The sequence below is a fragment of the Micromonospora chalcea genome, assembly GCF_028768405.1.
In the GTDB taxonomy this organism is placed as follows: domain Bacteria; phylum Actinomycetota; class Actinomycetes; order Mycobacteriales; family Micromonosporaceae; genus Micromonospora; species Micromonospora chalcea.
In genome coordinates this window covers 1,776,239-1,802,380 of record NZ_CP118233.1, presented here as the reverse complement: position 1 = coordinate 1,802,380, position 26,142 = coordinate 1,776,239, and the positions used below count along the sequence as shown (strand labels likewise).

The 26,142-nt window shown below is 74.3% G+C and carries 21 protein-coding genes; all 21 read left to right on the top strand.

The genetic code is table 11. The annotated features are described in order from the left end of the window. The first annotated feature begins 162 nt into the window (after positions 1-162). Positions 163-1,431, top strand: a complete 1,269-nt coding sequence (locus PVK74_RS08405; protein ID WP_274478740.1) for an ABC transporter substrate-binding protein — start codon at positions 163-165, stop codon at positions 1,429-1,431. Then, positions 1,428-2,426, top strand: a complete 999-nt coding sequence (locus PVK74_RS08400) for a carbohydrate ABC transporter permease (RefSeq protein WP_043323411.1) — start codon at positions 1,428-1,430, stop codon at positions 2,424-2,426. Before PVK74_RS08405 ends, PVK74_RS08400 begins: the two co-directional genes overlap by 4 nt. After that, entirely contained in the window at positions 2,423-3,289 is an 867-nt protein-coding gene (locus PVK74_RS08395; RefSeq protein WP_043323413.1) for a carbohydrate ABC transporter permease, read from the top strand. Before PVK74_RS08400 ends, PVK74_RS08395 begins: the two co-directional genes overlap by 4 nt. A 39-nt stretch (positions 3,290-3,328) precedes the next feature. Continuing rightward, a complete protein-coding gene (locus PVK74_RS08390; RefSeq protein ID WP_274478737.1) occupies positions 3,329-5,653 on the top strand; it encodes a beta-xylosidase/alpha-l-arabinosidase in 2,325 nt (774 codons plus the stop codon). Positions 5,654-5,802: 149 nt separating this feature from the next. After that, positions 5,803-6,906 carry a glycosyltransferase family 39 protein gene (locus tag PVK74_RS08385; RefSeq protein ID WP_274478735.1) on the top strand — a complete coding sequence of 368 codons (1,104 nt, stop codon included), beginning with the start codon at positions 5,803-5,805 and terminating at the stop codon, positions 6,904-6,906. 101 nt (positions 6,907-7,007) lie between these two features. After that, positions 7,008-8,861 carry a glycosyltransferase family 2 protein gene (locus tag PVK74_RS08380; protein WP_274478734.1) on the top strand — a complete coding sequence of 618 codons (1,854 nt, stop codon included), beginning with the start codon at positions 7,008-7,010 and terminating at the stop codon, positions 8,859-8,861. Continuing rightward, positions 8,855-9,988 carry a glycoside hydrolase family 26 protein gene (locus PVK74_RS08375; protein ID WP_064445672.1) on the top strand — a complete coding sequence of 378 codons (1,134 nt, stop codon included), beginning with the start codon at positions 8,855-8,857 and terminating at the stop codon, positions 9,986-9,988. The genes PVK74_RS08380 and PVK74_RS08375 overlap by 7 nt, the downstream gene beginning before the upstream one ends. A 41-nt stretch (positions 9,989-10,029) precedes the next feature. Then, positions 10,030-10,911, top strand: coding sequence for a DUF1963 domain-containing protein (locus tag PVK74_RS08370; protein ID WP_274478731.1), 882 nt, complete (start codon positions 10,030-10,032; stop codon positions 10,909-10,911). Between the two features lie 154 nt (positions 10,912-11,065). Further along, positions 11,066-11,956 (top strand): alpha/beta hydrolase family protein, encoded by an 891-nt coding sequence (locus PVK74_RS08365; RefSeq protein WP_274478730.1) that lies wholly within the window; start codon positions 11,066-11,068, stop codon positions 11,954-11,956. Positions 11,957-12,049: 93 nt separating this feature from the next. Then, entirely contained in the window at positions 12,050-14,767 is a 2,718-nt protein-coding gene (locus PVK74_RS08360; protein WP_274478728.1) for a helix-turn-helix transcriptional regulator, read from the top strand. A 568-nt stretch (positions 14,768-15,335) separates the two neighbouring features. Further along, the gene (locus PVK74_RS08355) at positions 15,336-17,603 is read left to right on the top strand and encodes an FAD-dependent oxidoreductase (protein WP_274478727.1); all 2,268 of its coding nucleotides are present in this window, start codon (positions 15,336-15,338) and stop codon (positions 17,601-17,603) included. Further along, entirely contained in the window at positions 17,600-17,920 is a 321-nt protein-coding gene (locus tag PVK74_RS08350) for a putative quinol monooxygenase (protein ID WP_043323424.1), read from the top strand. The genes PVK74_RS08355 and PVK74_RS08350 overlap by 4 nt, the downstream gene beginning before the upstream one ends. Further along, positions 17,917-19,143, top strand: a complete 1,227-nt coding sequence (locus PVK74_RS08345; protein ID WP_043323426.1) for a cytochrome P450 family protein — start codon at positions 17,917-17,919, stop codon at positions 19,141-19,143. Before PVK74_RS08350 ends, PVK74_RS08345 begins: the two co-directional genes overlap by 4 nt. 49 nt (positions 19,144-19,192) lie before the next feature. After that, on the top strand, positions 19,193-19,858 hold the full coding sequence (locus PVK74_RS08340; RefSeq protein WP_274478726.1) for a TcmI family type II polyketide cyclase: 666 nt from the start codon (positions 19,193-19,195) through the stop codon (positions 19,856-19,858). 93 nt (positions 19,859-19,951) lie between these two features. Further along, positions 19,952-20,335: a DUF1622 domain-containing protein gene (locus PVK74_RS08335; protein ID WP_113972909.1), complete on the top strand. Its 384-nt coding sequence runs from the start codon at positions 19,952-19,954 to the stop codon at positions 20,333-20,335. 30 nt (positions 20,336-20,365) lie between these two features. Continuing rightward, positions 20,366-20,839: a macro domain-containing protein gene (locus PVK74_RS08330; RefSeq protein WP_274478725.1), complete on the top strand. Its 474-nt coding sequence runs from the start codon at positions 20,366-20,368 to the stop codon at positions 20,837-20,839. A gap of 70 nt (positions 20,840-20,909) precedes the next feature. Further along, positions 20,910-23,012: a heavy metal translocating P-type ATPase gene (locus PVK74_RS08325; protein WP_274478724.1), complete on the top strand. Its 2,103-nt coding sequence runs from the start codon at positions 20,910-20,912 to the stop codon at positions 23,010-23,012. Positions 23,013-23,106: 94 nt separating this feature from the next. Continuing rightward, on the top strand, positions 23,107-23,505 hold the full coding sequence (locus PVK74_RS08320; protein WP_043323433.1) for a TOBE domain-containing protein: 399 nt from the start codon (positions 23,107-23,109) through the stop codon (positions 23,503-23,505). Next, positions 23,502-24,284 (top strand): molybdate ABC transporter substrate-binding protein, encoded by a 783-nt coding sequence (modA, locus tag PVK74_RS08315; RefSeq protein WP_166455975.1) that lies wholly within the window; start codon positions 23,502-23,504, stop codon positions 24,282-24,284. Before PVK74_RS08320 ends, modA begins: the two co-directional genes overlap by 4 nt. After that, positions 24,281-25,078 carry an ABC transporter permease gene (locus PVK74_RS08310; protein WP_274478723.1) on the top strand — a complete coding sequence of 266 codons (798 nt, stop codon included), beginning with the start codon at positions 24,281-24,283 and terminating at the stop codon, positions 25,076-25,078. Before modA ends, PVK74_RS08310 begins: the two co-directional genes overlap by 4 nt. Next, entirely contained in the window at positions 25,075-26,130 is a 1,056-nt protein-coding gene (locus PVK74_RS08305) for an ABC transporter ATP-binding protein (protein ID WP_043330044.1), read from the top strand. Before PVK74_RS08310 ends, PVK74_RS08305 begins: the two co-directional genes overlap by 4 nt. Positions 26,131-26,142 lie beyond the last annotated feature (12 nt).

Genomic DNA, 26,142 nt, shown 5'->3' with positions numbered 1-26,142 from the left:
GGGCCTTCCCAGGGTGATCGAAGACGTTTTCGAAAACGTTATCGATACCGATTGACTTCACGTTACGGCCCTGTAAAACTCCCCGGCAGGTAACCCGACTAAGTGGTCGAGGAGACATCTATGGCGATGAAGCGCCGTGCTGGCGCCGTCCTGGCACTGTTTGTGACAAGCGCTCTGCTGGCCTCCGCGTGCAGTGGAGGTGGCGACGACGACAAGGCCGCCGAGAGCGAGCTGTACAAGAACCCGGTGACGCTGACCTGGTGGCACAACGCCTCGCAGGACGGGCCCGGCAAGACGTACTGGGAGAAGGTCGCCAAGGACTTCTCCGCGGCCCACCCGACCGTCAAGATCGAGATCGAGGCGATCGAGACGAACCAGCTCCAGCGCACCCGGCTGCCCGCCGCGCTGCTGAGCAACGACCCGCCGGACATCTTCCAGGCGTGGGGTGGCGGCGAGATGCGCGAGCAGGTCGAGGCCGACTACCTCAAGGACATCACCGACCAGGTGAAGAGCGAGGTCGCCGACATCGGCAGCGCCTCCGAGATCTGGCAGGTGGAGGGCAAGCAGTACGGCCTGCCGTTCCGGATGGGCATCGAAGGCGTCTGGTACAACAAGGACATGTTCGCGAAGGCGGGCATCACGGCGCCGCCGACCACCTTCGAGGAACTCAACGCCGCGGTCACCAAGCTCAAGGCCATCAACGTCATCCCGATCGCCCTGGGCGCCGGAGACAAGTGGCCGGCCGCGCACTGGTGGTACAACTTCGCGCTGCGGGCCTGCTCGGTCGACACGCTGAAGAAGGCGACCAAGGACCGGACCTTCGACGACCCGTGTTTCGTCAAGGCCGGCCAGGACCTGAAGAGCTTCATCGACACCAAGCCGTTCCAGAACAACTTCATCGCCACGCCGGGCCAGAACGACCCGACCAGCGCCAACGGTCTGCTCGCCAACGGCAAGGCCGCGATGGAACTGATGGGCGACTGGAACCGTGGCACCCTGGACACCGTCGCCACGGACAAGGCGGCCCTGGGCAAGTTCCTGGGCTGGTTCCCGGTGCCGGCGATCTCCGGCTCCGCCGGTGACCCGAAGGCGGCCCTCGGCGGCGGCGACGGCTTCGCCTGCTCGAAGAACGCCCCGGCCGAGTGCGTCGAGTTCCTCAAGTACATCGTCAGCCCCGAGGTGCAGAAGGGCTACGCCGCCACCGGCACCGGCCTGCCGGTCGCCAAGGGCGCCGCCGACGGCGTCACCGACCCGGCGCTGAAGTCCATCCTGGAGGCCACCTCCTCGGCCACCTACGTGCAGCTCTGGCTGGACACGGCCTTCGGCAGCACCGTCGGCACCGCGATGAACGACGCGATCGTCGCGATCTTCGCCGGCAACGGGACACCTGAGAAGGTCGTCTCGGCCATGAAGGCGGCCGCAAGCAAGTGACGTCCGCATCGCAGACCCGTACGCCCGCCGACGGCGCTCTCGCGCCGCCGGCGGGCCTCCGGCCCGGCGCACGAGCCGCCTCACGCCGCGCCGAGACCCGCCGCAAGTGGTACGAGATCATCGGCCTGACGACGCCGGCGGTCCTCATCTACGTGCTGTTCGTGCTGGTGCCGATGGGCTTCGCGTTCTACTACAGCCTGTTCCGCTGGCGCGGGGTCGGGCCGCCCACCGAGTACGTCGGCTTCCGTAACTACACGCTCGCGTTCCAGGACCCGATCTTCCTCGACGCGCTGCGCAACAACGCCATCATCGTCTTCGGGTCGCTGCTCATCCAGGGGCCCGTCGCGCTCGGCATCGCCCTGCTGCTCAACCGCCGCTTCCGCGGGCGCTCCGCGTTCCGCCTGCTGGTCTTCGTGCCGTACGTGCTCGCCGAGGTCACCGTCGGCATCATGTGGAAGCTGATCCTGACCGACGGCGGCACGCTCGACGCGCTGCTGCGGTCGGTCGGGCTGGGCGGGCTGGTGCAGGCGTGGCTGGCCGACCTCGACGTGGTCATCTGGACCCTGCTGTTCGTGCTCACCTGGAAGTACGTCGGCTTCGCCATCATCCTGCTGCTCGCCGGCCTGTCGAACGTGCCGCCCGAGCTGAACGAGGCCGCCGAGATCGACGGCGCGAGCTGGTGGCAGATCCAGCGTCACGTCACGTTGCCACTGCTCGGCCCGACCATCCGGATCTGGATGTTCCTGTCGATGATCGGCTCGTTGCAGGTCTTCGACATGGTCTGGGTGACCTCCGTGCCCGCGGTGCGGTCGCTCGGCGCCTCGGCCACCATGGCGACGTACATGGTGGACAACGGCTTCTTCGCCCGGCTGTGGGGCTACGGCAACGCGGTCGCCGTGATCCTGTTCGCCATCTCGTTCGTCGCGGCGCTGCTGTTCCAGCGGTTCCTGCTCAGCCGTGACATCGAGGGCGCCATCACCCGGAAGGGGAAGTGACAGTGGCCGTGAACTCCGTACCCGCCCCTTCGCCCGGGCGCCGTCCGGTGCAGTGGAGCTCGCCGCTGACGTACGCGATCGCGCTCGCGGTCGCGGCCGTGTCGATCGCCCCCGTCGTGTACGTCATCGTCGGTGGCTTCCGGACCACGCCGCAGATCGTGAACGACCCGGCCGGCCTGCCCGACCCGTGGGTCTGGGACAACTACTACCGGGTGCTCACGCAGAGCGACTTCTGGCGGCAGGCGTTCAACAGCGCGGTGATCGCTCTGGGCACCACGCTCGGCGTGGTGGTGCTCGGCATGGCCGCCGCGTTCGTGCTCGCCCGGTACTCGTTCCGGGGGCGTGAATGGCTCTACACGTTCTTCACGCTCGGTCTGCTCTTCCCGGCCGGCGCGGCGATCCTGCCGCTGTACCTCCTGCTGCGTGACCTGAGCCTGATCAACTCCTACTACGCGGTGATCCTTCCGCAGGTCGCCTTCTCGCTGCCGCTGACGATCGTCATCCTGCGGCCGTTCCTGTCGGCCATCCCGCGGGAGCTGGAGGACGCGGCCGCCATCGACGGCGCCGGCCGGCTCGGCTTCCTCTGGCGGATCGTGCTGCCGCTGTCGCGGCCCGCGATCGTCACCGTCGGTATCCTCGCGTTCGTGGCGAGCTGGAACGCGTTCCTCCTGCCGCTGCTCGTCCTCGGGGACGTCAACCTGCACACCCTGCCGCTGGGCGTGCAGAACTTCTCCAGCCAGTACACCACCGACACCGCGGGCGTCCTCGCCTTCACCTCACTGGCGATGCTGCCGGCGCTGCTGTTCTTCACCCTCGCGGAGAAGCAGATCGTGGGCGGGCTCCAGGGCGCGGTCAAGGGCTGAGCGGCAGCAGCACCAGCACAACCAATGGAAAGGCACACCATGACAGGGGTCCACGCGGTGGTGGACGGGCCGGTACCGGCCCAGGCAGATTCGGACCACGACCGGTCGGACGGGCACGACGCCGAGACGCGCGTACGGGAACTGCTCGCTCGCATGACGACCGAGGAGAAGATCGCGCAGCTCGTCGGGTTCTGGGAGAAGGAGGACGGTGAGGCGGTCGCGCCCCTGCAGGGCGAGTTCGCCGACAGCGGCCGGCTCGACGACTTCGCCCGGCACGGGCTGGGTCACCTCACCCGTCCCTACGGCACCCGCCCGGTCGATTCCGCGGCCCGCGCGGCCTGGCTGTGGAAGTTCCAGCGGGACCTGGTGACCGGTACCCGGCTGGGCATCCCGGCCATCGTGCACGAGGAGTGCCTGACCGGCCTGTCGGCCTGGAAGGCGGCCACCTTCCCGACGCCGCTTGCCTGGGGCGCCGCGTTCGACCCCGAGCTGGTCACCGAGATGGCGGCGGCGATCGGGGCCTCGATGCGCGCGCTCGGCATCCACCAGGGACTGTCCCCGGTGCTGGACGTGATCCGGGACCCGCGCTGGGGCCGGGTCGACGAGTGCATCGCCGAGGATCCGTACCTCGTGGGCACCATCGGCACCTCGTACGTGCGGGGACTGCAGTCGCAGGGCGTGCTCGCGACGCTGAAGCACTTCGCCGGCTACTCCGCCTCGCGGGCCGGGCGCAACTTCGGCCCGGTGCACGCCGGTCCCCGGGAACTCGCCGACGTGCTGCTGCCGCCGTTCGAGATGGCGATCCGCGACGGCGACGCGCGCAGCGTCATGCACTCGTACGCCGAGATCGACGGCGTGCCGGTCGCCGCCGACCCGACCATGCTCACCGACCTGCTGCGGGACCGGTGGGGGTTCGACGGCACCGTGGTGGCCGACTACTACGGCGTCGCCTTCCTCAACCTGCTGCACCACGTCGCGGCCGACCACGCGGACGCGGCGGCCCAGGCGCTGGCCGCGGGCCTGGACATCGAGTTGCCCACCGGCGACGCCTTCCTGACGCTGACCGAGTCGGTGCGGGCCGGCACTGTCGACGAGGCGCTGGTCGACCGGGCGGTGTTGCGCGTGCTGCGCCAGAAGCAGGAACTCGGGCTGCTCGACGCCACGTTCGCCGACGAGCCGCCGGGTGCCGTGGACCTCGACTCGCCGGAGCACCGGTCGATCGCGCGCCGGCTCGCCGAGGAGTCGATCGTCCTGGTCGCCAACGAGGACGTGCTCCCGCTGCCGGCGGGCCGCCGGGTGGCGGTGGTCGGCCCGAACGCCGACCGGCAGGGCGCGTTGTTCGGCTGCTATTCCTTCCTCAACCACGTGCTGGCCCATCACCCGGGCGTGGAGACCGGCTTCGAGGTGCCGACCGTCCTGGAGGCGGTGCGCGCCGAGTTCGGCGCCGACCGGGTCACCTTCGCGGCCGGCTGCGAGGTGGACTCGGCGGACCGGTCCGGCTTCGACGAGGCGGTCGCCGTCGCGTCCGCCGCCGACGTGGCGGTCCTCGTGGTCGGCGACCACGCCAGCCTGTTCGGCCGCGGCACGGTCGGGGAGGGCTGCGACCGGGACGACCTGGAGCTGCCCGGCGTGCAGCGCCAGCTCGTCGAGGCGGTGCTGGACACCGGCACCCCGGTCGTCCTGGTGCTGCTGACCGGCCGGCCGTACGCGCTGGGCTGGGCGCTGACCCGGTGCGCGGCGGTGCTGCAGACGTTCTTCCCGGGCGAGGAGGGCGCCGGGGCGATCGCGGGTGTGCTCTCCGGGCGGGTCAACCCGTCCGGCCGGCTGCCGGTCACCCTGCCCGGCTCGGCCGGCGCGCAGCCGTACTCGTACCTGCACCCGGAGCTGGGGGCGGGCACGAACGGCACCAACCTGCCGGCGACGCCGGTGGCGCCGTTCGGTCACGGGCTGTCCTACACCACGTTCGCGTACACCGACCTGACCGTGCCGGCCGAGGTGCCGGCCGACGGGGCGCTGCGGGTGTCGGTGCGGGTCACGAACACCGGCGCGGTCGCCGGTGACGACGTGGTGCAGCTCTACGGCCGGGACCTGGTCGCCTCGGTGACCCGGCCGGTGGCGCAGCTGCTCGGCTACCGGCGGGTGCGTCTGGAGCCGGGGGCCTCGGTCACCGTCGAGCTGAGCGTGCCGACCACGCGGCTGGCCTTCACCGACCGCACGCTCACCCGCGTGGTGGAGCCCGGGGAGGTCGACGTCTGGGTGGGTACGAGCGCCCGGCGCGACGTCCAGGCGCGGACCACGCTGACCGGCGACACCGTCGAGATCACCGCCGCCTCGCCCCGCTGGACGACCACCGACCTCCGCTGAACGGGGTCCGCCGGTCGTCCACGGGGCGGACGGCGGACCCTTTCAACCCATATTGGCGTTATGTCGATTTTGGCTCAGTAGGCTCCAGGATGTCATCCAGCCCCGGCTGGATCCCGGTCGCCGGCACCCACAGGGATGCGTGAGTCACGATGATGGACGCGGACACCATGGTCCTGCCCCGGATCGGGGACGCCGCGGTCGAGGACCCCTGGGGCGAGGACCGTCCGCGCCGCTCCACCGCCCGCGCCGCGACCGCCGCCGTGACCCGGTGGCGGATCGCGGCGTGGCTGCTGCCCGCGGTCCTGAGCGGCGCGCTCGGCGCGACCCGGATCGCGACAGCGGGTCCGAGCGCCGGGGAGTCGGCGGCCCGCCGGGCGGCGACGTCGCCCTGGCAGGGGATCGGGCTCACCGGCGACGACATCGCGCTCGGGCCGTACCACCTGCTCCTGCGCGGCTGGGCGGAGCTGTTCGGCGCGACGGACCTCGCGCTGCGCGTACCGTCGCTGCTGGCCATGGTCGGGGCCGCGGCGCTCGTCGGCGCGCTCGCCACCCGGATCGCCACGCCCGCCGCCGGCCTGCTGGCCGGCCTGATCTTCGCGGCGCTGCCGACCTCGATCCGGTACGCGCAGCAGGCGCAGCCGTACGCCCTGGCGGTGTTCGCCGCCGTGCTCGCCACCTGGCTGCTGGCGTCCGCGCTCGACCGGCCGCGCCCGCGGCGGCTCGTGCCCTACGCGGGCGCGGTGCTGCTGCTCGGTCTGTGCCAGCCGGTGGCGTTGCTGCTGCTCGCCGCGCACGGCTGGGTCGTGCTGGCGTTCCGCCGCCGGGACACCGTCCGGTGGCTGGCCGCAGTGGCCGTCGGGCTGCTGCCGGTCGCCGCGCTGCTCGCCGTCGGCGTGCGTGAGGGCGGGCGCCTGGCGTCCGGCGCGTGGCCCGGCGCCACCGTGCTGGCGGCCACGCCCGGAGAGCTGTTCGGCGTCGTCGCGCTCGGCGGCGTGCTGGCCGGGCTGGCCCTGTTCAGCCTCCCGCTGCGGTACCCGGCCGCGATCTGTACCGCCTGGGCGCTGGTGCCGGCGCTCGGGCTGCTGGCGCTGGCGCAGGCCGTGCCGGTCTGGTCGGCGGTGAACCTGCTGTTCACGGTGCCGGCCTGGGCGGTGCTCGGCGGGGTCGCCCTGGCCCGGGCGCGTGCCGCCGGCGCGCTCGCCGTGCTGGCTCTCGTGGCGCTGCTGGCGGCGGCGGCCCAGCTTCCCGCCTGAACGTCGACGAACGGGCGACGTCTGCCTGATTCGCCCTTTTTGTGGTTGATTGTCGGCTTAGCATTCGGTCGGCTCCTGAGCCTGCAGACCATGGGGGAAACGTGGCCGTCGCCGCCGATACACGCCCGTCCCGCGCCACGTCGGCCGGGCCGCCGGGCGGCCGCCCGATCGCGCCCGTCCCGCCCGGGACGCCGGCCGATCCGGACCGCCGGCAGCGCAACGTCCGCGCCCGCCTGGCGTACGCCCGGTGCGGCGCCGTCGCCGGTCCGCTGCGCCCGCCGCGCGGCCCGGACGCGGCGGTCGAGTTCCGCCCCACCGCCTCGGTGGCCGCGCGGGTCGTGCTGACGCTGCTGGTGCTCGTCAACAGCGCCGCCGGGCTCGTCTTCGTCGGCTGGCTGCTGCTGCCCCAGCACGTGCCCGGCCCCGGCGTGGTCGGGCTCGGCGGGTGGCAGACCGCCGCCGCCCGGCTCGCGTTCTGCGTCGTCGTCGGCGTCGAGCTGATCCGCCTGGCGCAGAACGTGGTGGTCTGGGTCTTCGCCTTCCACGCCCGGGACCCGGTGCCGGTCGACCCGCCGGTCGGCCTGCGGGTCGCGCTGCTCACCACCATCGTGCCGAGCAAGGAGCCGCTGGACGTCGCGGAGCGGACGCTGCGCCGGCTCCGGGAGATCGTCTACTGCGGGCACGTCGACGTGTGGATCCTCGACGAGGGCGACGACCCGGCGGTCCGGGCGATGGCCGCGCGGCTGGGCGTACGCCACTTCACCCGCAAGGGCCGGCCCGAGTACAACCGGCCCGGCGGCGAGTTCCGGGCCCGGACCAAGTCCGGCAACCACAACGCCTGGCGGGCCGAGCACGAGCACCGCTACGACGTGGTCGCGAACGTCGACCCGGACCACGTGCCGCTGCCGAACTTCCTGGAACGCACGCTCGGCTACTTCCGCGACCCGGATGTGGCGTTCGTGGTGACGCCCCAGGTGTACGGCAACATGCACCAGAACTTCGTCGCCCACGGCGCCTCCGTGCAGCAGTACCTCTACAACGGCCTGATCGCCCGCGGCGGCAACGGCCTGGACGCGCCGCTGCTCACCGGCACCGGGCACCTCTACCGCCCGGCGGCCTGGCGGACCATCGGCGGCTACCAGGACTCGATCATCGAGGACCACCTCACCAGCATCCGCGTGCACGCCGCCGTCAACCCGGCCACCGGCCGCCGGTGGAAGGGCGTCTACACCCCGGACGTGGTGGCGCTCGGTGAGGGGCCGACGTCCTGGGCGGACTACTTCAACCAGCAGAAGCGCTGGGCCGCCGGGATCTGCGAGATCCTGCTCCGCCGCGAGATGCGTACGCCGCGCGACCTGCCGTCGCGCCGTCGCTGGCAGTACCGCCTGCTCCAGTTCTACTACCCGAGCGTCGCGGTGAGCCTGCTGCTGGGCAACGCCGCCACCGCGCTCTACCTGCTGACCGGCGTCGACGCGGGCCGGCTCGACCCGCAGGTGTGGGCGACGCTGTGGGGCGCCACCGTCGGCACCTGGTTCCTGCTCTGGCTCTGGCTGCGGCGCTTCAACATCGCCCCGCACGAACGCGAGGAGGTGGGCATGGCCGGCATGGCGCTCGCCCTGTTCGCCGGGCCGGTCTACGTGGCCGCGGCGGCCGGCGCGCTGCTGCGCCGCCGGCTCGGCTTCGTGGTGACCGCCAAGGGGGCGCTGCGCACTGTGGAGTCCCTGCGCACGTTCCGGCTGCATCTGTGCTGGGCGCTGGCGGCGGCCGGGCTGCTCGCGGCGAGCTTCGCGCTCGGCCACGACTATCCGCTGCTGCGGATCTGGCCGGCGTTGACGCTGCTGACCGGGCTCGCGCCACCGCTGATCGCCTGGGTGGAGGGCCTGCGGGACCGCCGGCGCCGGTCGGCGGAGGCGGCGTGGAAGCAGACGGCGGCTGAGGGCGGTGTCCCGTGCTGAGGCCGACCGCGCCCCGGGTGGGCCTCGCGCTGGCCGGGTTGCTGCTGCTCGCGTACGCCTTCGTGGTGGCGCCCGGAGCGTGGCGCGACCCGGGCACGGGCGCATCGGCGCACGGGCGCGTCCCGGCGACGCCGCAGGCGAGCGCCGGCGCGCCGGGCGGCGGCCTGTTCCCCCCGGCCGGGCAGGCGTTCTTCGGGGTGATGACCGACAAGGGACCGCACGACTTCGCGCCGGTCGACCGGTTCGTCGAGGCGGCCGGGCGGGCGCCGCAGGTGATGCTCTTCGGCGCCGACTGGGCGTCGGCCGAGTTCGACCGGAGCCTGTTCGACCGGATCGCCGAGCGGGGCATGATGCCCATGCTCGGCTGGGAGCCGTGGGACCACACGGTCGACCTGGCGGCCCGGCGTACCGGCCTGGCGGTCCGGCAGATCGACCGGCTCCGGGCCACCCAGCCGGACTACCGGCTGGACCGGATCGCGCGCGGCGACTTCGACGCCTACCTGCGGTCCTGGGCCGAGGGGGTCCGGTCGCTCGGCTACCCGGTCGCGATCCGCTTCGCGCACGAGATGAACGGCGACTGGTATCCGTGGTGCGAGCGGGCCAACGGCAACCGCCCCGGTGACTACGTGCGGGCCTGGCGGCACGTGCACGACCTCTTCGCCCGGGCCGGCGCCACGAACGTCACCTGGGTGTGGAGCCCGAACGCCCGCTGGGACAAGACGACTGCCGGGCTGACCGGGCTCTACCCGGGTGACGACTACGTCGACTGGGTCGGCGTCACCGGCTACTACGGCACCGGCGCGTTCACCAAGACGTACTGGTCGTTCGACCAGATCTTCGGCCCGACCATCGCCGAGATCCGCAAGGTCACCCGCAGGCCGCTGGTGGTCACCGAGACCGGCGCCGCCGACACCGCCGGACGCAAGGCCCGGTGGATCCGGGAGACGTTCGGCTCCCTGCCCCGGTACCCGGACCTGATCGGGCTGATCTGGTTCGAGGTGGACAAGGAGCAGGACTGGCGCATCGCCGGGTCGCCCGCCGCGGCGACCGCGTTCGCCGAGGCGGTGGGCGGCGCGCGCTACGACGTGACCTGGTCGGCGACATCGAGGCCGCGCGCCGGGCCCTGACCCACCCTCCATGTCGGACGGTGCCGCTACTCTCCACGATCATGGATGAGAGAGAGCAGTTCCGGCGGGCGGCGATCGCGCAGGGCGTGCCCGAGGGCGAGGTGGCCCGCTTCGCGGAGCTGATCCGGTTCCGGATCCACGCCTGGCGGCGTGAGGACGGCGTGCACGCCGGGCGGCGGGGCGGGCGGCCGCGGCTGCCGGTGGGCGTGCCGTGGCCCACGTGCCCGGAGGGCTCTCCGTTGCCGTTCCTGCTCCGGCTCGACTGCGCGGCGCTGCCCCGGGTGCCCGGCCTCGCCCTGCCGGCCGACGGCACGCTGCTGTTCTTCCTCGACCAGGAGGGCGCACAGGACGTCTGCGGCATCGAGAACGAGAAGGCGTACGCGCGGGTCGTGTACGTCCCGGCCGGCTCCGAGACGGTGGACGGTGTGGACGTCCTACCCGCCGGGACCGACCTGGGCCGTTTCCTCGCCCCCGAGCACGAGATGTACGCCGGGCTCCAGGCGGAACTGCCGGACTGGCTGGACCGCTCGGAGGAGTGGCTGTGCGACACCCAGATCAAGCTGCTGCGCGACCTGCCGCACCGCAAGGAGATGGGCGCGCTGCTCGAGCAGCTCTGGCCGGAGCGGGACGGGTGGATTCAGCACGACGTCTTCGTCGGCGGCTACACCATCTCGGCGCAGGATCCGCCCGAGACGTTCATGACGGACCGGGAGCGGATGCAGCAGGCGAGCTCCCTGCCCCGCGCGGAGCGGCTGGTGGCTCAGTACGAGGAAGAACAGCGGGTGGTGCGCGAGTGGGTGCCGCTGGCCCAGTTCGGCGTACCGGACGAGGAGTACGTCAACGCGCGGTTCCTGATCCGCCACGACGACCTCGCCGCCGGGCGGTTCGACGGGGTGCTGTCCTTCTGCGAGTTCACCGAGTGACAGCCGGGCCGGTTCAGCGTGCGGACCGCCCGCAGCGCCGCCTCCGCGTCCTGCCCGCCGCCCGCGCGGACCGGTGATTTCGCCGATGCGCGCCGCGCCGAAGGCATCGATGCTGACCCATGTCGATGTAATTCCGGCGCAAGGAGTGACCGACGTGCCCACCACCATCCGTTCCCGTACCCCCGTCCGTGCCCTGGCCCGGTTCGCCGTGGCGGCGCTGCTCGCCACCGGCGGCGCGCTCGCCGCCCCGGTCGCGGCGAGCGCCGCCAGCCCCTACGAGCGCGGCCCGGCGCCCACCAGCGCCATCCTGGAGGCCGGCCGCGGCCCGTTCGCCACCTCGTCGATCAACGTCTCCTCGCTGAGCGTGACCGGCTTCGGCGGCGGCGTCATCTACTACCCGACCAGCACCGCCGAGGGCACCTTCGGCGCGGTCGCCATCTCGCCCGGCTACACCGCCTCCTGGTCCAGCCTGAGCTGGCTCGGCCCGCGGATCGCCTCACACGGCTTCGTGGTGATCGGCATCGAGACCAACACCCGGCTGGACCAGCCGGCCAGCCGGGGCCGGCAGCTCCTGGCCGCGCTGGACTACCTGACCGAGCGCAGCTCGGTGCGCGGCCGGATCGACTCGTCCCGGCTCGCGGTGGCCGGTCACTCGATGGGCGGCGGCGGCAGCCTGGAGGCCGCGGCGGCCCGGCCGTCGCTGCAGGCCGCCGTCCCGCTGGCGCCGTGGAACCTGGACAAGACCTGGTCCGATGTACGGGTGCCGACGCTCATCATCGGCGGCGAGACCGACAGCGTCGCGCCGGTGGCGACCCACTCGATCCCGTTCTACAACAGCATCCCGGCGTCCTCGGAGAAGGCGTACCTGGAGCTGGACGGCGCGAGCCACTTCTTCCCGCAGACGACGAACACGCCGACGGCGAAGCAGATGGTGGCCTGGCTGAAGCGGTTCGTCGACGACGACACCCGCTACGAGCAGTTCCTCTGCCCCGGCCCGAGCGGGTCGGCGATCCAGGAGTACCGCAACACCTGCCCCAGCGCCTGAGCCCGTCCGCTGCCGGGGTGGTCGTCGCGACGACCACCCCGGCAGCATGTCCGCCTCTTTTCCGACGGGTTGCCCATCTGTGACACTGCATGCATGCTTTCTGCATCGACAGTGCATATTGCTCTGCGGGGCCGGGACGACGAGTGCGACGCGATCCGCCGGCTCCTCGACCGGGACTCCGGCGGCGCGCTGCTGTTCCACGGGCCGCCCGGCGCCGGCCGCAGCGCCCTGCTGGCGTACGCCCGCCGGTGGGCGACGGGACGCACGGTGCTCACCGGCGCCGGCCTGGCCGACGAGTCGACGCTGCCCTACGCCGGCCTGCACCGCCTGCTCGACCCGGTGCTGGACGCGGACACCGCACTGCCGGTGCGGCAGCGCCGGCTGCTGCGCCGCGTGCTCGGCGGCGACGGCTGCCCGGCCGACCAGCGGCTGGCCCTCGCCGCGGCGGTCCGCTCCCTGCTCGCCGCCGTGGCCGCGGACCGGCCGCTGCTGTGCACGGTGGACGACCTCGACATCGGCGACCGGCAGAGCGCCTGGACGCTCGCCGTCGTGGCGCGCCGGCTGCGCCGGCTGCCGGTGGCGGTGCTGCTGACCGCCACCGCCCCGGCCACTGTCGACGGCGTGCCGGCGCACCGGCTGCGCCCGCTGGACGCCGACGAGTGCCACGCGATGCTCACCGACCGGGGGCACCGGCCGTCCGCGCCGGTGGCCGCCGCGCTGGCCACGCTCAGCGGCGGCAGCCCGGCGGCGCTGGCCGACCTGGCCGGCAGCCTCACCCCGGCCCAGTGGCGGGGCGAGGCGCCGTTGCCCGGCACGCCGCCGGTGGACGGCGCGCTCGCCGCCGCGTACCGGGCCCGCCTGGACCGGCTGCCGGCGCCGACCCGGCGGATGGTGCTGCTCGCCGCGCTCGACCACGCCGCCGACCCGGGCACGCTGGTACGCGCCGCCTGGTCCGCCGGTCTGACCGTGGAAGCGCTCGCCCCCGCCGAGGCGGCCGGGCTGCTGCGGACCGGGCCCGACGGGGTGACGTTCCCGCACCCGCTCGCCCGCACGATGATCACCGCCGTCGCGCCGCTGGCCGACCTGCGCGCGGCGCACCTGCTGCTGGCCGGCACGCTCGCCGGCGGCCCGCTCGGCCGCGCGCTGCGCCACGCCACCGCCCCCGACTGCCCGGCCGACGTGCTCGCCGCCGAACTGACGGCGGCGGTGGACGGGGCGTCCGACCGCGCCGCCGCGGCCTCCGCGCTGCGCCGCGCCGCCGAGCTGACCGCCGATCCCGGGCGGGCCGCCGAACTGACGGTGGCGGCGGCCCGCTGCGCCTGGACCGCCGGCGACCCGGACCAGGCCCGGGGGCTGCTACGGCACCTGACCGCCGCGCCGCCCGCACAGGACCGGGCCGACCTGCTCCGCGGCGAGATGCAGCTGCGCTGCGACGCGCCCGCCGCCGCGGTCGCCACGCTGCTGGCCGCCGCCGACGCGGTCGCGCCGGCCGACCGGCGCTCCGCCCTGCTCGCGCTGGTCCGCGCGGGCGAGGCCATCTGCGTCACCGGCGACCAGTTCCGCTACGCCGAGGTGGCCCGCCGCGCGGAGGCGCTGCGGCGGCCCGGCGACCCGCCCGACCTGGACCTGCTGGCCACCTTCGCGGTGGGCGTCGGGGCGACCCTGCGCGGCGACCACGCCCGTGGCGGTCCGGCGCTGCGCCGGGTCGTCGTCCTCGGCGGCCGGCTGTCCGGGCCCGCGCTCACCCCGGGCGCGCTGGTCTGCGCCGCCGCGGCGGCGCTGCTGGTGGCGGTGGACGGGCCCGCGCACCGGCTCGCCGGCCGGGCGGTCGACGTGGCCCGCTCGCGCGGCGAGCTGTCCCTGCTGCCCCGGGCGCTGGAGCTGCGCGCCGTCGCCGAGTACTGGCTGGGCCGGCACGAGGCGGCGGCGGAGACCGCCCGCGAGGGCGTGCGCGCCGCCCGCGACACCGGCCAGCACGCCTGCGCCCAGGTGCACCTCGGCATCCTCGCGGTGCTGGCCGCGGTACGCGCCGACCGGGCCGGCGCGCTGGCCCGGATCGCCGAGATCGGTGACGGGGCCGCGCCCGGGAGCCGGCCGGACGCGTACGCCAGGTGGGCGCTCGGTGTGCTGGACCTCATCGACGGCCGGTACGCCGACGCGGTCGCCCGGTTGTCCACGCTGGCCCGCACCGGCACCGGCCGGGGGCAGGTGCTGGTGCAGGTGATGGCCACGCCGTACCTGGTGGAGGCCGCCGCCCACGACGGCGGGCGCCCGGCCGCCGCGCTCGCCGTGTTCGACCACTGGGCCAGCAGCACGGCCAGCCCCTCGCGGCGGGCCCTGGCGGCGCGCTGCCGCGCGCTGCTCGCGCCCCGGGGCGGCCCGGAGGCCGAACGGGAGTTCCACGCGGCGCTGCGGCTGCACCCGGCCGACACCGACCGGTTCGAGCGCGCCCGCACCGAACTGCTGTTCGGCCGCGAGCTGCGCCGCCGGCGCCGCCCCCGCGACGCCCGGGCCCACCTGCACCGGGCGCGGGAGACGTTCACAGTGCTCGGCGCGACCGTCTGGGCCGACCGGGCGGGCGAGGAGCTGCGCGCGGCGGGGGAGTCGGTCGGGCCGGCGCCGAACGGCCCGGAGCAGCTGCTGACCGGGCAGCAGCTGCACATCGCCCGGTTGGTCGCGCAGGGGGCGACCAACCGGGAGATCGCCACCCGGATGTCGCTGTCCACCCGGACCGTCGACCACCACCTGCGCAACGTGTTCCACCGGCTGGGTGTGCGCTCCCGCACCGAACTGGCCCGCCTGCTGGCCTGACCACCGGCCGCGCCGCGCCGGGCCGCGCCGCGACCGTCGTCGGGCCGGGCCGCAGGCACGTCGCTCCGCGCCGGCCCCGCGACCGGCACGGTGTACGCCGTGACCGTGCACACCCGCCACACCTCCCCACCCCCGGTCGCGGAGAGTCACGGGAGTGTCCGGCGGGGCGTGCGCACATGGCCGCCTTTGCTCTGCAGCCGCGTACGCATCGATCACTGACAGTGCTCGTTCGGGATCTTGCCGAAATCGGGCTGACCGTCCGGGCCGCAGGTCAGTGCAGTGATGCGCCAATGGCTGCAGAGCAAAGGCGGCCGAAAGGCCTGCCTGCCCGACCCCGACGCTCTCACGCTCGGTGAGGTCGACGCAGAGTGAGACAGGTGGGGAATCCGTCTGCCGGCTGCGCCGGTCGCACGGCATCAGCACGCTCCCGACCGTCGTGCGCGCCGTCCCGGCGGCGTCACCGGGGCCGGACCTCCGGCGGGTCGACGGTGACGAGGTGGTGACGCGGGCTGCGGCAGGGTCGCGGCACGACGACGGCACGGTTCGAGGGGGCTGCATGATCAGGACGATGCTCCGGCTGCGCGCGCGCCCCGGGTGCGAGCCCGCCGTCGGGCCCGCGTTCGAAACCGTGGCGGGACAGCTCGGCGCGCTGGCCGGCAACCTGCGGCACGAGCTGCTGCGCGACGCCCTCGACCCGCGCGGCTTCGTCGTCGTCACCGAATGGGCCGACGAGGCGGCGCTGAGCGCGTACCGGCGCGGGCCGGTGGCGGCCCGCCTGGCCGGCCTGCTCCAGCCGCTGACCGAGCCGGCCGACGGCCCCGGCTACCCGCTGCTGCGCGAGACCGGGGACGGCGAGGGCCCGGTCTACGTGGACGTCGAGCTGACCGTGCCGCGCGACCGCCTCGCCGAGTTCCACCGGGGCTACCCCGAGGTGGTACGGCGGATGACCGCGATACCCGGCTACCGCCGCGAGCAGCTGCTGCGCGAACCCGGCTCGGACATCCACCACATCTTCGCCGAGTGGGACGGCGCCGCGCCGTTCCTCGCCTGGATCAGCGACCCGGCCCACGCCTCCGCGCAGGCCGGACCGATCGCACCGTTCCTTCTCGACATCCGGCGCCGCCTGTTCCACGTCGTGCCCGACGCGGACGGCAGCAGTCACCCCACCACGGGCTGGGAGGCCGACGTGCACAGGACAACAGACGTACTCGTCGTCGGGGCGGGGCCCACCGGGCTGACCGCCGCCGTCGAACTGGCCCGGCGGGGCATCGACTGCCTGGTGATCGACAAGCAGGCCACCCCGCCCGGCCACGCCGACAAGGCGATCGGCGTGCACTGCCGCACCATGGAGATCTGGGAGGAGCAGGGCGTCGTCCGGGAGGCCATGGACGCCGGCATCTGGCTCACCGGCAACATGGTGTTCGTCAACGGCGCGCAGACCCACCGGATGAGCTGGGAGCTGCCCGGCCTGCCGTACGCCCACCTCGGCCTGCCGCAGTACGAGACCGAGCGCATCCTCACCGACCGGCTCGCCGCCCTCGGGGTGCGCCCGCGGCGCGGCGCCGAACTCGCCGACCTCACCCAGGACGCCGACGGCGTGACCGCCACCGTCCGCACCGCCGACGGCGGCACCGAGACGGTACGCGCCCGGTACGTCGTCGGCGCCGACGGCGCGCACAGCCGCGTCCGGGAGCGGCTCGGGCTCACCTTCACCGGCGGGCTCGGCCGGTTCCCGCAACTGTTCATGCTGGTCGACGTCGACGTGAACTGGGACATGCCGGACGGGCACCTGCTGCGGTTCCTGCACATGACCGACGGGCAGATGGACGGCATGCTCGTCTGCGTACCGCTGCGCGGCGAGCACCGCTACCGCATCGCCACCCTCGCCCCGCCCCGGTTCTTCGCCCAGACCGGCGGACGCGACGCCCCGCCCGGGTTCAGCGAGGAACTCGACGAGCCCACCATCGAAGACGTGCAGGCCGCGCTGGACCGCCTCGCGCCACCCGGCACCCGGGCGAGCAACCTGCGCTGGTCGTCGGTGTTCCGGATCAGCCACGGCATCGTCGACCGCTACCGCGACGGCCGGATCTTCGTCGCCGGGGACGCCGCCCACCTGCACCCCCCGGCCGGCGGCCAGGGCATGAACACGGGCATCCAGGACGCCTGGAACCTGGCCTGGAAACTCGCGCTCGCGGTACGCGGGCTCGCCGCGCCCGGACTGCTGGACAGCTACGAGACCGAGCGGCGGCCGGAGGGCGAGGAGATCGTCGGCCGGGCGGTACGGATGGCCGGCACCGAGGAGGTGGACCGCGCCGACCTGGAACGGCAGTTCCTCCAGGAGATGTCCATGCTGCTCAGTTACGCCGGCAGCCCGCTGGTCGGGGAGACCGTCGCCGACCCGGCCGCGCTCGGCGACGCGCCCCGCCCCGGCGACATCGCGCCCGACGTCGACGGGCTGCGCCGCCGCGGCGTCGGCCACCCGCTGCGGCTGCGTGACCTGACCCGGGGCACCCGGCACACGCTGCTGCTCTACGCCGACCGCACGGCCGGCGCGGAGGAACTCGCCGCGTTCACCGGCCTGTGCGCCGACGCGCGGCGGCTCGCCGGCGGGGAACTCGACGCGTACCTGCTGCTCGACCCGGACGCCGACGAACCGCGACTGCTGGACCCGCCGGTGGTGCGCGACGCCGAACGGCGCTTCCGCGCCGGGTACGGGCTGGACGGCACCGGCCTGTACCTGATCCGCCCGGACGGGCACGTCGGCTTCCGGGGCGCGCCGGTCGACCCGGACGCGCTGCGCAAGCACCTGCACCTGGTGTTCGGGAGCGCGCGGTGAGCCGGGTCCGGACCGTGCTGGCGATGCGGACCCGGGAGGGGTGCGCGGAGCGCTTCGAGGCCGAATGGCTCAGCGCCGCCGAACAGATCCGCACCCTGGACGGCTGCCTGCACCAGGACCTGGTCCGTGACGCCGACGACCCGCGCAGCTACCTGGTCATCAGCGACTGGGCCGACCGCGAGCGGCTGGACGCGTTCGGCCGCAGCGAGCAGCGCGACCGGCTGCTGCGCGTCATCCGGGAGCTGCGCGAGTCCGCCGACCGGCACACCTACCAGGTGCTGCACAGCGTGGCCGGCGAGCCGGGGGAGGGGCGATGACCGACGACGTGATGCCGGCGAGCGAGCTGTACACCGACTCGTTCGCGGCCGACCCGTACCCCGCGCTGGCGCGGCTGCGCGCCGAGCGGCCGGTCTGCCCGGTCGGCTCGCCGCGCTTCGACTCCTGGCTGATCACCCGCTTCGACGACGCGCGCACCGCGCTGACCGACCCGCGCCTGTCCAAGGACCTGTACGGCCCGGACCAGCACTACCTGAAGATCTTCGGCCCGAACTCCGAGGGCCTGAACCGCAACATGCTCAACTCCGACCCGCCGGAGCACACCCGGCTGCGTCGCGTGGTGTCGCAGGCGTTCGCGCCGCGGCGGATCGAGGCGCTGCGCCCCCGGGTGGCGTCGATCGTCGACCAGTTGATCGACAAGATGGCGCCGCACGGCGAGGCGGACCTGATGCACGAGTTCGCCATCCCGCTGCCGATGACTGTCATCTGCGAACTGCTCGGCGTGCCGCCGGCCGACCACGACCGGGTGCTCGACTGGACCCAGGTCATCCGCACCTCCGGCTCCACCAGCCGGCCGCCGGCGCAGGAACGGGCCGCGGTGCAGGAGGCCCAGTTGCGGCTGCACCACTACCTGGCCGGGCTGGTCCGGGCCAAACGCGACGACCCGGCCGACGACATCATCGCCGCGTTGATCCGGGCGGTCGACCAGGACGGGACGCTGTCCGAGGCGGAGCTGGTCACCACCACGTTCCTGCTGCTGTTCGCCGGGCACCAGACCACCGCCGACTTCCTCGGCAACGCGGTGCTGGCGCTGCTCACCCACCCCGAGCAGATGGAACTGCTGCGCGCCACGCCGCGCCTGCTGCCGGCCGCGATCGAGGAACTGCTCCGGTTCGACGGGCCGCTGCCCGTGGCCAGCCCGCGCATCGCCACCGAGGACGTCGACTACCAGGGCGTACGCATCCCACGCGGCGCGATCGTCGGAGTCGCGATCAACGCGGCCAACCACGACCCGGCGCACTTCGCCGACCCGGACCGGCTGGACTTGCGCCGCGTCCGGGGCCCGCACCTCGGGTTCGGGCACGGCGTCCACTACTGCCTGGGCGTCTCGCTGGCCCGGATGGAGGCCGAACTCGCGCTCGGCGCGCTGCTGCGCCGGCTGCCCGGACTGCGCCTGGGCGTGCCGCTCGCGCAGGTGCGCCGGCTCCCCGCCGCCTCGCCGTTCCGCGGCCTGCTGGAACTGCCTGTCACCTTCACCGCCTGACGGCGCCGCCTCGCGCCGCCGCCCCCGTCGCAATCATCAAGGAGCAGTCATGGTCTTCCGCAACGTGATCGTCTGTCACATGGTCCCCGGCAGCGAGCAGATCGTCGGCGACGTGTTCGGCCACTACGACCAGGCCACCCGGCCGCAGGACCTGGGCGTCATCGGCCGGTACCTGCTGTCCCACCACGACCTCTACCTGCACGTGATCGAGCGGGAGCAGGACCCGCGGATCTCCGGGCAGACGCGCGGGCTGCCCGCCTTCCAGAAGATCGCCGAGGAGATCGGCCCGTACGTGACCCCGTACCCGCGCTACTGGAAGAACCCGTCGGACTCGGTGGCGAAGGAGTTCTACCACTGGGCGCCCGAGGGCGAGCCGCCCGCCGACACCACGCTCACCGTCATCGTCGGGCGGATCAAGCCCGGCGCCGAGCCGGACGTGGCACGGGTCTTCGCCGAGTCCGACGCCGGGTCGCTCCCGGCCGACCTCGGGGTCACCGGCCGCTGGCTCTACTCGATCGACGACGTCTACGTGCACCTGCTGGAACAGGAGACGTCGGCGGCCGAGGCCACCCGCGACCGGCACGGCGACAAGCCCGCCTTCGGCAAGGTGATGCAGGACCTCGGCCCGTACATCGAGCCGTACCGGCCGGACAAGTGGCAGGGCCCGCAGGACTCCCTGGCCACCGTCTTCTACCGCTGGCAGGCCCAGGACTGAGCACGCCTCCGCGCACCCGCCCTCCGGGTGGCGGGAGCGCGGAAACGCCGCCCCCGCGACCGGCCGTACGCCAGGCTGGTGCGGGGGTGCCGGGTGCCGACGAAGGAGATCGTCCAGCACGTCGGGGCGCTGCTGGACCTGGCCGGGGTGCTGGTGATCGCGGTCGGCGTCGCGGTCGCCACAGTCGTGTTCGCGGTGCGCTGCGCCCGGACCCGGCAGGTGGTGGCGCACTACCGCGCGTACCGGCAGGGGGTCGGCCGGGCCATCCTGCTCGGCCTGGAGTTCCTGGTCGGCGGTGACATCATCCGGACCGTCGCGGTGTCGCCCACGTTCACCAGCGTCGGCGTGCTGGCGCTGATCGTGCTGGTCCGTACGTTCCTCAGCTTCTCCCTCGAGGTGGAGCTGGACGGCCGGTGGCCCTGGCAGGGCCGCCCTCCGGCGGACCGGCCGAGCGTCGGCGCCCGCCCCCAGCGCTGAACGTCGTACCCCTGCGGCAGCATGCCGGACATGGCGGAGTTCCGGATCGTGCGCGGCGACGCGACGAGCCCGCAGGCGAAGGGCCCCAAGATCGTCGCGCATGTCTGCAACGATCTGGGCGGCTGGGGGAAGGGCTTCGTCCTCGCCGTCTCGCGGCGTTGGCCGGAGCCGGAACGCGACTACCGGGAGTGGCACCGGCACCGGGCCGGCAACGACTTCGGGCTGGGCGCCGTCCGGCTGGTTCGGGTCGCGCCGGATTTGTGGGTGGCCAACATGGTCGGCCAGCGCGGGATGCGCCGGGGCAGCTCTGGGCCGCCGATCCGGTACGACGCGGTGGAGCGTTGCCTGACGGCCGTGGCCGAGCACGCCGAGGAGCTGGGCGCCTCGGTGCACATGCCGCGCATCGGCTGCGGGCTGGCCGGTGGCTCGTGGCAGCGGATCGAGCCGTTGATCCGGCGGGCGTTGTCCGACCGCGGCATCCCGGTGACGGTCTACGACCAGTGACCTCCGTTGTCGCCCGGGTCATTTCACCGAGCCGATGTGGGCAGGTACCCCCAGGGGGTATGGTGGTGCGATGGAGCACGGACCCGGCCACCACAGCGACCACGGCGGCGCGCACGCCGGGCACGACCCGGAGCAGTTCCGCCGCCGATTCTGGCTGAGCCTGGCGCTGACCCTGCCGATCGTCGCCACCAGTCACATGGTGATGGACTGGTTCGGCTACTCGATCGACCTTCCCGGCGTGCGCTGGGTCGGCCCGGTGCTCGGCACCGTGGTCTTCCTCTACGGCGGCTGGCCGTTCCTCACCGGCGGCCTGCGTGAGCTGCGCGAACGCAGCCCCGGCATGATGCTGCTGATCTCGATGGCGATAGTCGTCGCGTACCTCGCCTCGGCCGCCACCAGCATCGGCCTGTTCGACCTGGACTTCTGGTGGGAGCTGGCCGCGCTGGTCACCATCATGCTGCTCGGCCACTGGCAGGAGATGCGGGCGGTCGGGCAGGCACGCGGCGCGCTCGGCGCCCTCGCGGCGCTGCTGCCCGACGACGCCGAGCGCCTGGACGACGCCGGGCGGCCGCATCCGGTGCCGGTCGGCGAGCTGCGGGTGGGCGACCTGGTGCTGGTGCGCCCCGGCGGACGGGTGCCGGCCGACGGCCGGATCGTCGAGGGCGCCGCCGAACTGGACGAGTCGATGATCACGGGGGAGTCGCGGCCGGTGGCCCGCGCCGCCGGGGACCGGGTGGTCGCCGGCACCGTGGCCACCGACTCCACCCTCCGGGTACGCGTCGACGCGGTCGGCGCGGACACCGCGCTGGCCGGCATCGGGCGGCTCGTCGCCGAGGCGCAGGCCTCCGGCGGGCGCGCGCAGGTGCTCGCCGACCGGTTCGCCGCGCTGCTGTTCTACCTGGCGGCGTTCGCCGGCCTGGCGACGTTCGCGGTGTGGGCGCTGCTCGGCGACCCCGACCAGGCGGTGGTACGCACCGTGACGGTGCTGGTGATCGCCTGCCCGCACGCGCTCGGCCTGGCGATCCCGCTGGTGGTGGCGCTGTCCACAGCGCTGTCGGCGCGCGCCGGCATCCTGGTCAAGGACCGGCTCGCGCTGGAGCGGATGCGCACCGTCGACACCGTCCTGTTCGACAAGACCGGCACGCTCACCACCGGCCGGCACACGGTGACCGGCGTGGCCGCCACCGGCGGGATGGACTCCGCCGCCGCCCTGGCCGTGGCCGGCGCGGTCGAGGCCGACAGCGAGCACCCGCTGGCCCGTGCGCTCGTCGCCGCCGCCGACGTGCGGCCGACGTCTCCCGGGCCGACGTCTCCCGGGCCGACGTCTCCGACCGGGTCCGACGCCGAGCCCGGCCCGGCGCGTCCGGTCGCGCGCGGCTTCCGGGCGCTGACCGGCCGGGGCGTGCGCGCCACCGTGGACGGCGTGGACTGGGCGGTCGGCGGACCGGCCCTGCTGCGCGAACTCGACGCCCCGGTGCCGGACGACCTGGCCCGGGCCGCGCAGGAGTGGTCGGGCCGGGGCGCCGCGGTGCTGCACCTGGTCCGGCTGCCCGAGGGCGGGCAGCCGGAGGTGACCGCCGCGTTCGGGCTGGAGGACCAGGTCCGCCCGGAGGCGCGGGCCGCCGTGGCCGAGCTGCGCGACCTCGGCGTACGCAAGATCGTGATGATCACCGGCGACGCGCGCCCGGTGGCCGAGGCGGTCGCCGCCGACCTCGGGTTCCGGCCCGGCGTCGACGAGGTCTTCGCCGAGGTGCTCCCGGCCGACAAGGACAAGGCGGTGGCCGAGCTGCGCGGTCGGGGACTGACGGTGGCCATGGTCGGCGACGGCGTGAACGACGCCCCGGCGCTCGCGCGCGCCGACGTCGGGCTGGCCATCGGCGCCGGCACCGACGTGGCGATCGAGTCCGCCGGGGTGGTGCTGGCCGGCTCCGACCCGCGCGGCGTCGGCGGCGTGATCCGGCTGTCCCGCGCGTCGTACCGGAAGATGCGGCAGAACCTGGCCTGGGCGGCCGGCTACAACGTGGTCGCGATCCCGCTGGCCGCCGGTGTCCTCGCCTGGGCCGGGGTCGCGCTCAGCCCGGCGCTGGGCGCGGTGCTGATGTCCGCCTCCACCATCGTGGTGGCGCTCAACGCCCAACTGCTGCGCCGGGTCCGGATCACCCCGGCCGACTGACCCGCAGTTCCGGTTCCCGAGCCGCCTTGAGGTTCGCGGATGCGAGCCACCATGCCCCTTCCAGCCCGCACCTGCGGGCCGCTAGGGTGAGCGCGTGACGGTGTTCCGGATCGGTGAGGCAGCCGAACTGCTCGGGGTCAGCGCGGACACGGTCCGCCGCTGGATCGACGCCGGCAAGCTGCCGGCCACCCGCGACGAGCACGGTCACCGGGTGCTCGACGGCGCCGACGTCGCAGCGTTCGTCCGCGCCCCCGGCCACCCCGAGCTGTCCTCGGCCCGCAACCGGCTGCGCGGCATCGTCACCGCCGTGGTCAAGGACACCGTGATGGCCCAGGTGGACATCCAGGCCGGGCCGTTCCGGGTGGTGTCGCTGATGAGCCGCGAGGCCGTCGACGACCTCGACCTCCAGGTCGGCGCCGTCGCCGTCGCCGTGATCAAGTCGACCACCGTCGTGGTCGAGCGTGCCACCCCCAGGGGAAGGACCAGCCCGTGACCGTACGGTGGATCCGTGCCGCCCTCGCCGGCGCGCTGGTGGCGGCGCTCGGCCTGACCGGCTGCGGCGGCGCGGACGCCCCGGCCGGGCCCGACGGCGCCGGCCCGGTGACGGTGTTCGCCGCCGCCTCGCTCACCGAGTCGTTCACCCGGCTCGGCAAGGACTACGAGGCCGCGCACCCGGGCCGCACCGTCCGGTTCAACTTCGGCGGCAGCTCCGGGCTCGCCACCCAGATCACCCAGGGCGCGCCCGCCGACGTGTTCGCCGCCGCGTCCCCGGCCACCATGAAGACGGTCACCGACGCCGGTGACGCCGCGGGCGAACCGGCGGTGCTGGTCCGCAACCAGCTCGTCGTGGCCGTACCCCGGGGTAACCCGGCCCGGGTCGGCGGCCTGGCCGACCTGGCCCGCCCCGGCGTCAAGGTGGCGCTCTGCGCCGAGCAGGTGCCCTGCGGCGCCGCCGCGCGCACCGCGCTGGACGCCGCGGGTGTGCGGCTCACGCCCGCCACGCTCGAACAGGACGTCAAGGGCGCGCTGGCCAAGCTGCGCCTCGGCGAGGTCGACGCGGCGCTGGTCTACCGCACCGACGTCCGCGCCGCTCCCGGGCTCGACGCCGTCGAGTTCCCGGAGTCCGCGCGCGCGGTGAACGACTACCCGATCGTGGTGCTGCGCGCCGCCGGGAACCCGGCCGGCGCCCGCGCCTTCGTCGACTTCGTCCGCTCCGACGCCGGGCTCGCCGTGCTCACCGCCGCCGGGTTCCAGGCGCCGCCCGGCGCATGAGCCGCACGGTACGCCGGCAGCGGGTGCCGATCGCCCTGCTCGTGCCCGCCGGGCTGGGACTGGCCTTCCTCGTCCTGCCTCTGGCCGGTCTGCTGCTGCGAGCCCCCTGGACGACGCTGCCCGGGCGGCTGACCGAACCGGGTGTGCTCACCGCGCTGCGGCTGTCGCTGGTGACCGCCACCGTCGCCACGCTGCTCTGCGTGGCGCTCGGCGTACCCCTGGCGTGGCTGCTGGCCCGCGTGGAGTTCCCCGGGCGGCGGCTGGTCCGGGCGCTGGTCACGGTGCCGCTGGTGCTGCCGCCGGTAGTCGGCGGCGTGGCGCTGCTGCTGGTCTTCGGCCGGCGCGGGCTGATCGGCTCGTGGCTGGACGAGACGTTCGGCGTGACGCTGCCGTTCACCACCGCCGGGGTGGTGCTGGCCGAGGCGTTCGTGGCCATGCCGTTCCTGGTCATCGCCGTCGAGGGGGCGCTGCGCGGCGCCGACCCCCGGTACGAGGAGGCCGCCGCCACGCTCGGCGCCGGGCGGTTCACCACGTTCACCCGGGTCACGCTGCCGCTGGTCGCCCCGGGCGTGGCGGCCGGGGCGGTGCTCTGCTGGGCCCGCGCGCTCGGCGAGTTCGGCGCCACCATCACGTTCGCCGGCAACTATCCGGGCCGCACCCAGACCATGCCGCTGGCTGTCTACCTGGCGCTGGAGACCGACCTGCAGGCCGCGATCGTGCTGAGCCTGATCCTGCTCACCGTCTCCGTGGTCATCCTCGCCGCCCTGCGCGACAAGTGGGTCGGCAGGACATGACCGCGCTGCTGGACGCGCATCTGGCCGCCGAGCGGGACGGCTTCAGCCTCGACGTGCGGCTGCGCATCGCCGCCGGTGAGGTGGTGGCGCTGCTCGGCCCCAACGGCGCGGGCAAGACCACCGCGCTGCGGGTGCTCGCCGGGCTGCACCCGCTCACCGCCGGGCACCTCACGCTCGACGGCGCCGACCTGGACCGGCCGGACCGCCGGATGTGGACGCCGCCGGAACGGCGGCCGGTCGGCGTGGTGTTCCAGGACTACCTGCTGTTCCCGCACCTGAGCGCGCTGGACAACGTGGCGTTCGGGCCGCGCCGCCGGGGCGCCGACAAGCGGGCCGCCCGCGCCCGTGCCCAGCAGTGGCTGGACCGGGTCGGCCTCGGCGACCAGGCCCGGCGCCGGCCCCGGCAGCTCTCCGGCGGGCAGGCGCAGCGGGTCGCGCTAGCCCGCGCGCTCGCCGTCGACCCGGCCCTGCTGCTGCTCGACGAGCCCCTGGCCGCGCTCGACGCGCGGACCCGGCTGGACACCCGCGCCGAACTCCAGCGCCACCTCGGCGCGCATCCCGGCGCGACGCTGCTCGTCACCCACGACCCCCTCGACGCGCTGGTGCTCGCCGACCGGCTGGTCATCGTGGAGCACGGCCGGGTGGTGCAGGAGGGTGACGCCGCCACCGTCACGGCGCGGCCACGCACCGACTACGTGGCCCGGCTGGTCGGCCTGAACCTGCACCGCGGCCGCGCCGACGGGCACACGGTCACCGTCGGTGAGCTGGCACTCACCACCGCCGACACCGTCCACGGTGACGTGTTCGTCGCCTACCCGCCGGCCGCTGTGGCGCTGCACCCGTCCCGGCCCGAGGGCAGCCCGCGCAACGTGTGGGCGGCCACCGTCACCGGCGTGCAGCGCCACGGCGACAACCTGCGCGTGCAGCTGGCCGGCCCGGTCGAGGTGGCCGCCGACGTCACGCCCGCCGCCGCGGCCCACCTCGGGCTGATCCCCGGCCGGCCGGTCTGGGCGGCGGTCAAGGCAGCGGAGACGCGCGCCTATCCGGCGTGACAAACACCGCTG

What these genes read in the sequence shown, in the direction of transcription:
- PVK74_RS08330 (WP_274478725.1), top strand. Translation starts at nt 20,366, where the DNA reads ATGGCGGAGTTCCGGATCGTGCGCGGCGACGCGACGAGCCCGCAGGCG.
- PVK74_RS08345 (WP_043323426.1), top strand. Translation starts at nt 17,917, where the DNA reads ATGACCGACGACGTGATGCCGGCGAGCGAGCTGTACACCGACTCGTTC.
- PVK74_RS08355 (WP_274478727.1), top strand. Translation starts at nt 15,336, where the DNA reads ATGCTCCGGCTGCGCGCGCGCCCCGGGTGCGAGCCCGCCGTCGGGCCC.
- PVK74_RS08390 (WP_274478737.1), top strand. Translation starts at nt 3,329, where the DNA reads ATGACAGGGGTCCACGCGGTGGTGGACGGGCCGGTACCGGCCCAGGCA.
- PVK74_RS08385 (WP_274478735.1), top strand. Translation starts at nt 5,803, where the DNA reads ATGATGGACGCGGACACCATGGTCCTGCCCCGGATCGGGGACGCCGCG.
- PVK74_RS08325 (WP_274478724.1), top strand. Translation starts at nt 20,910, where the DNA reads ATGGAGCACGGACCCGGCCACCACAGCGACCACGGCGGCGCGCACGCC.
- PVK74_RS08360 (WP_274478728.1), top strand. Translation starts at nt 12,050, where the DNA reads ATGCTTTCTGCATCGACAGTGCATATTGCTCTGCGGGGCCGGGACGAC.
- PVK74_RS08340 (WP_274478726.1), top strand. Translation starts at nt 19,193, where the DNA reads ATGGTCTTCCGCAACGTGATCGTCTGTCACATGGTCCCCGGCAGCGAG.
- PVK74_RS08310 (WP_274478723.1), top strand. Translation starts at nt 24,281, where the DNA reads ATGAGCCGCACGGTACGCCGGCAGCGGGTGCCGATCGCCCTGCTCGTG.
- PVK74_RS08370 (WP_274478731.1), top strand. Translation starts at nt 10,030, where the DNA reads ATGGATGAGAGAGAGCAGTTCCGGCGGGCGGCGATCGCGCAGGGCGTG.
- PVK74_RS08305 (WP_043330044.1), top strand. Translation starts at nt 25,075, where the DNA reads ATGACCGCGCTGCTGGACGCGCATCTGGCCGCCGAGCGGGACGGCTTC.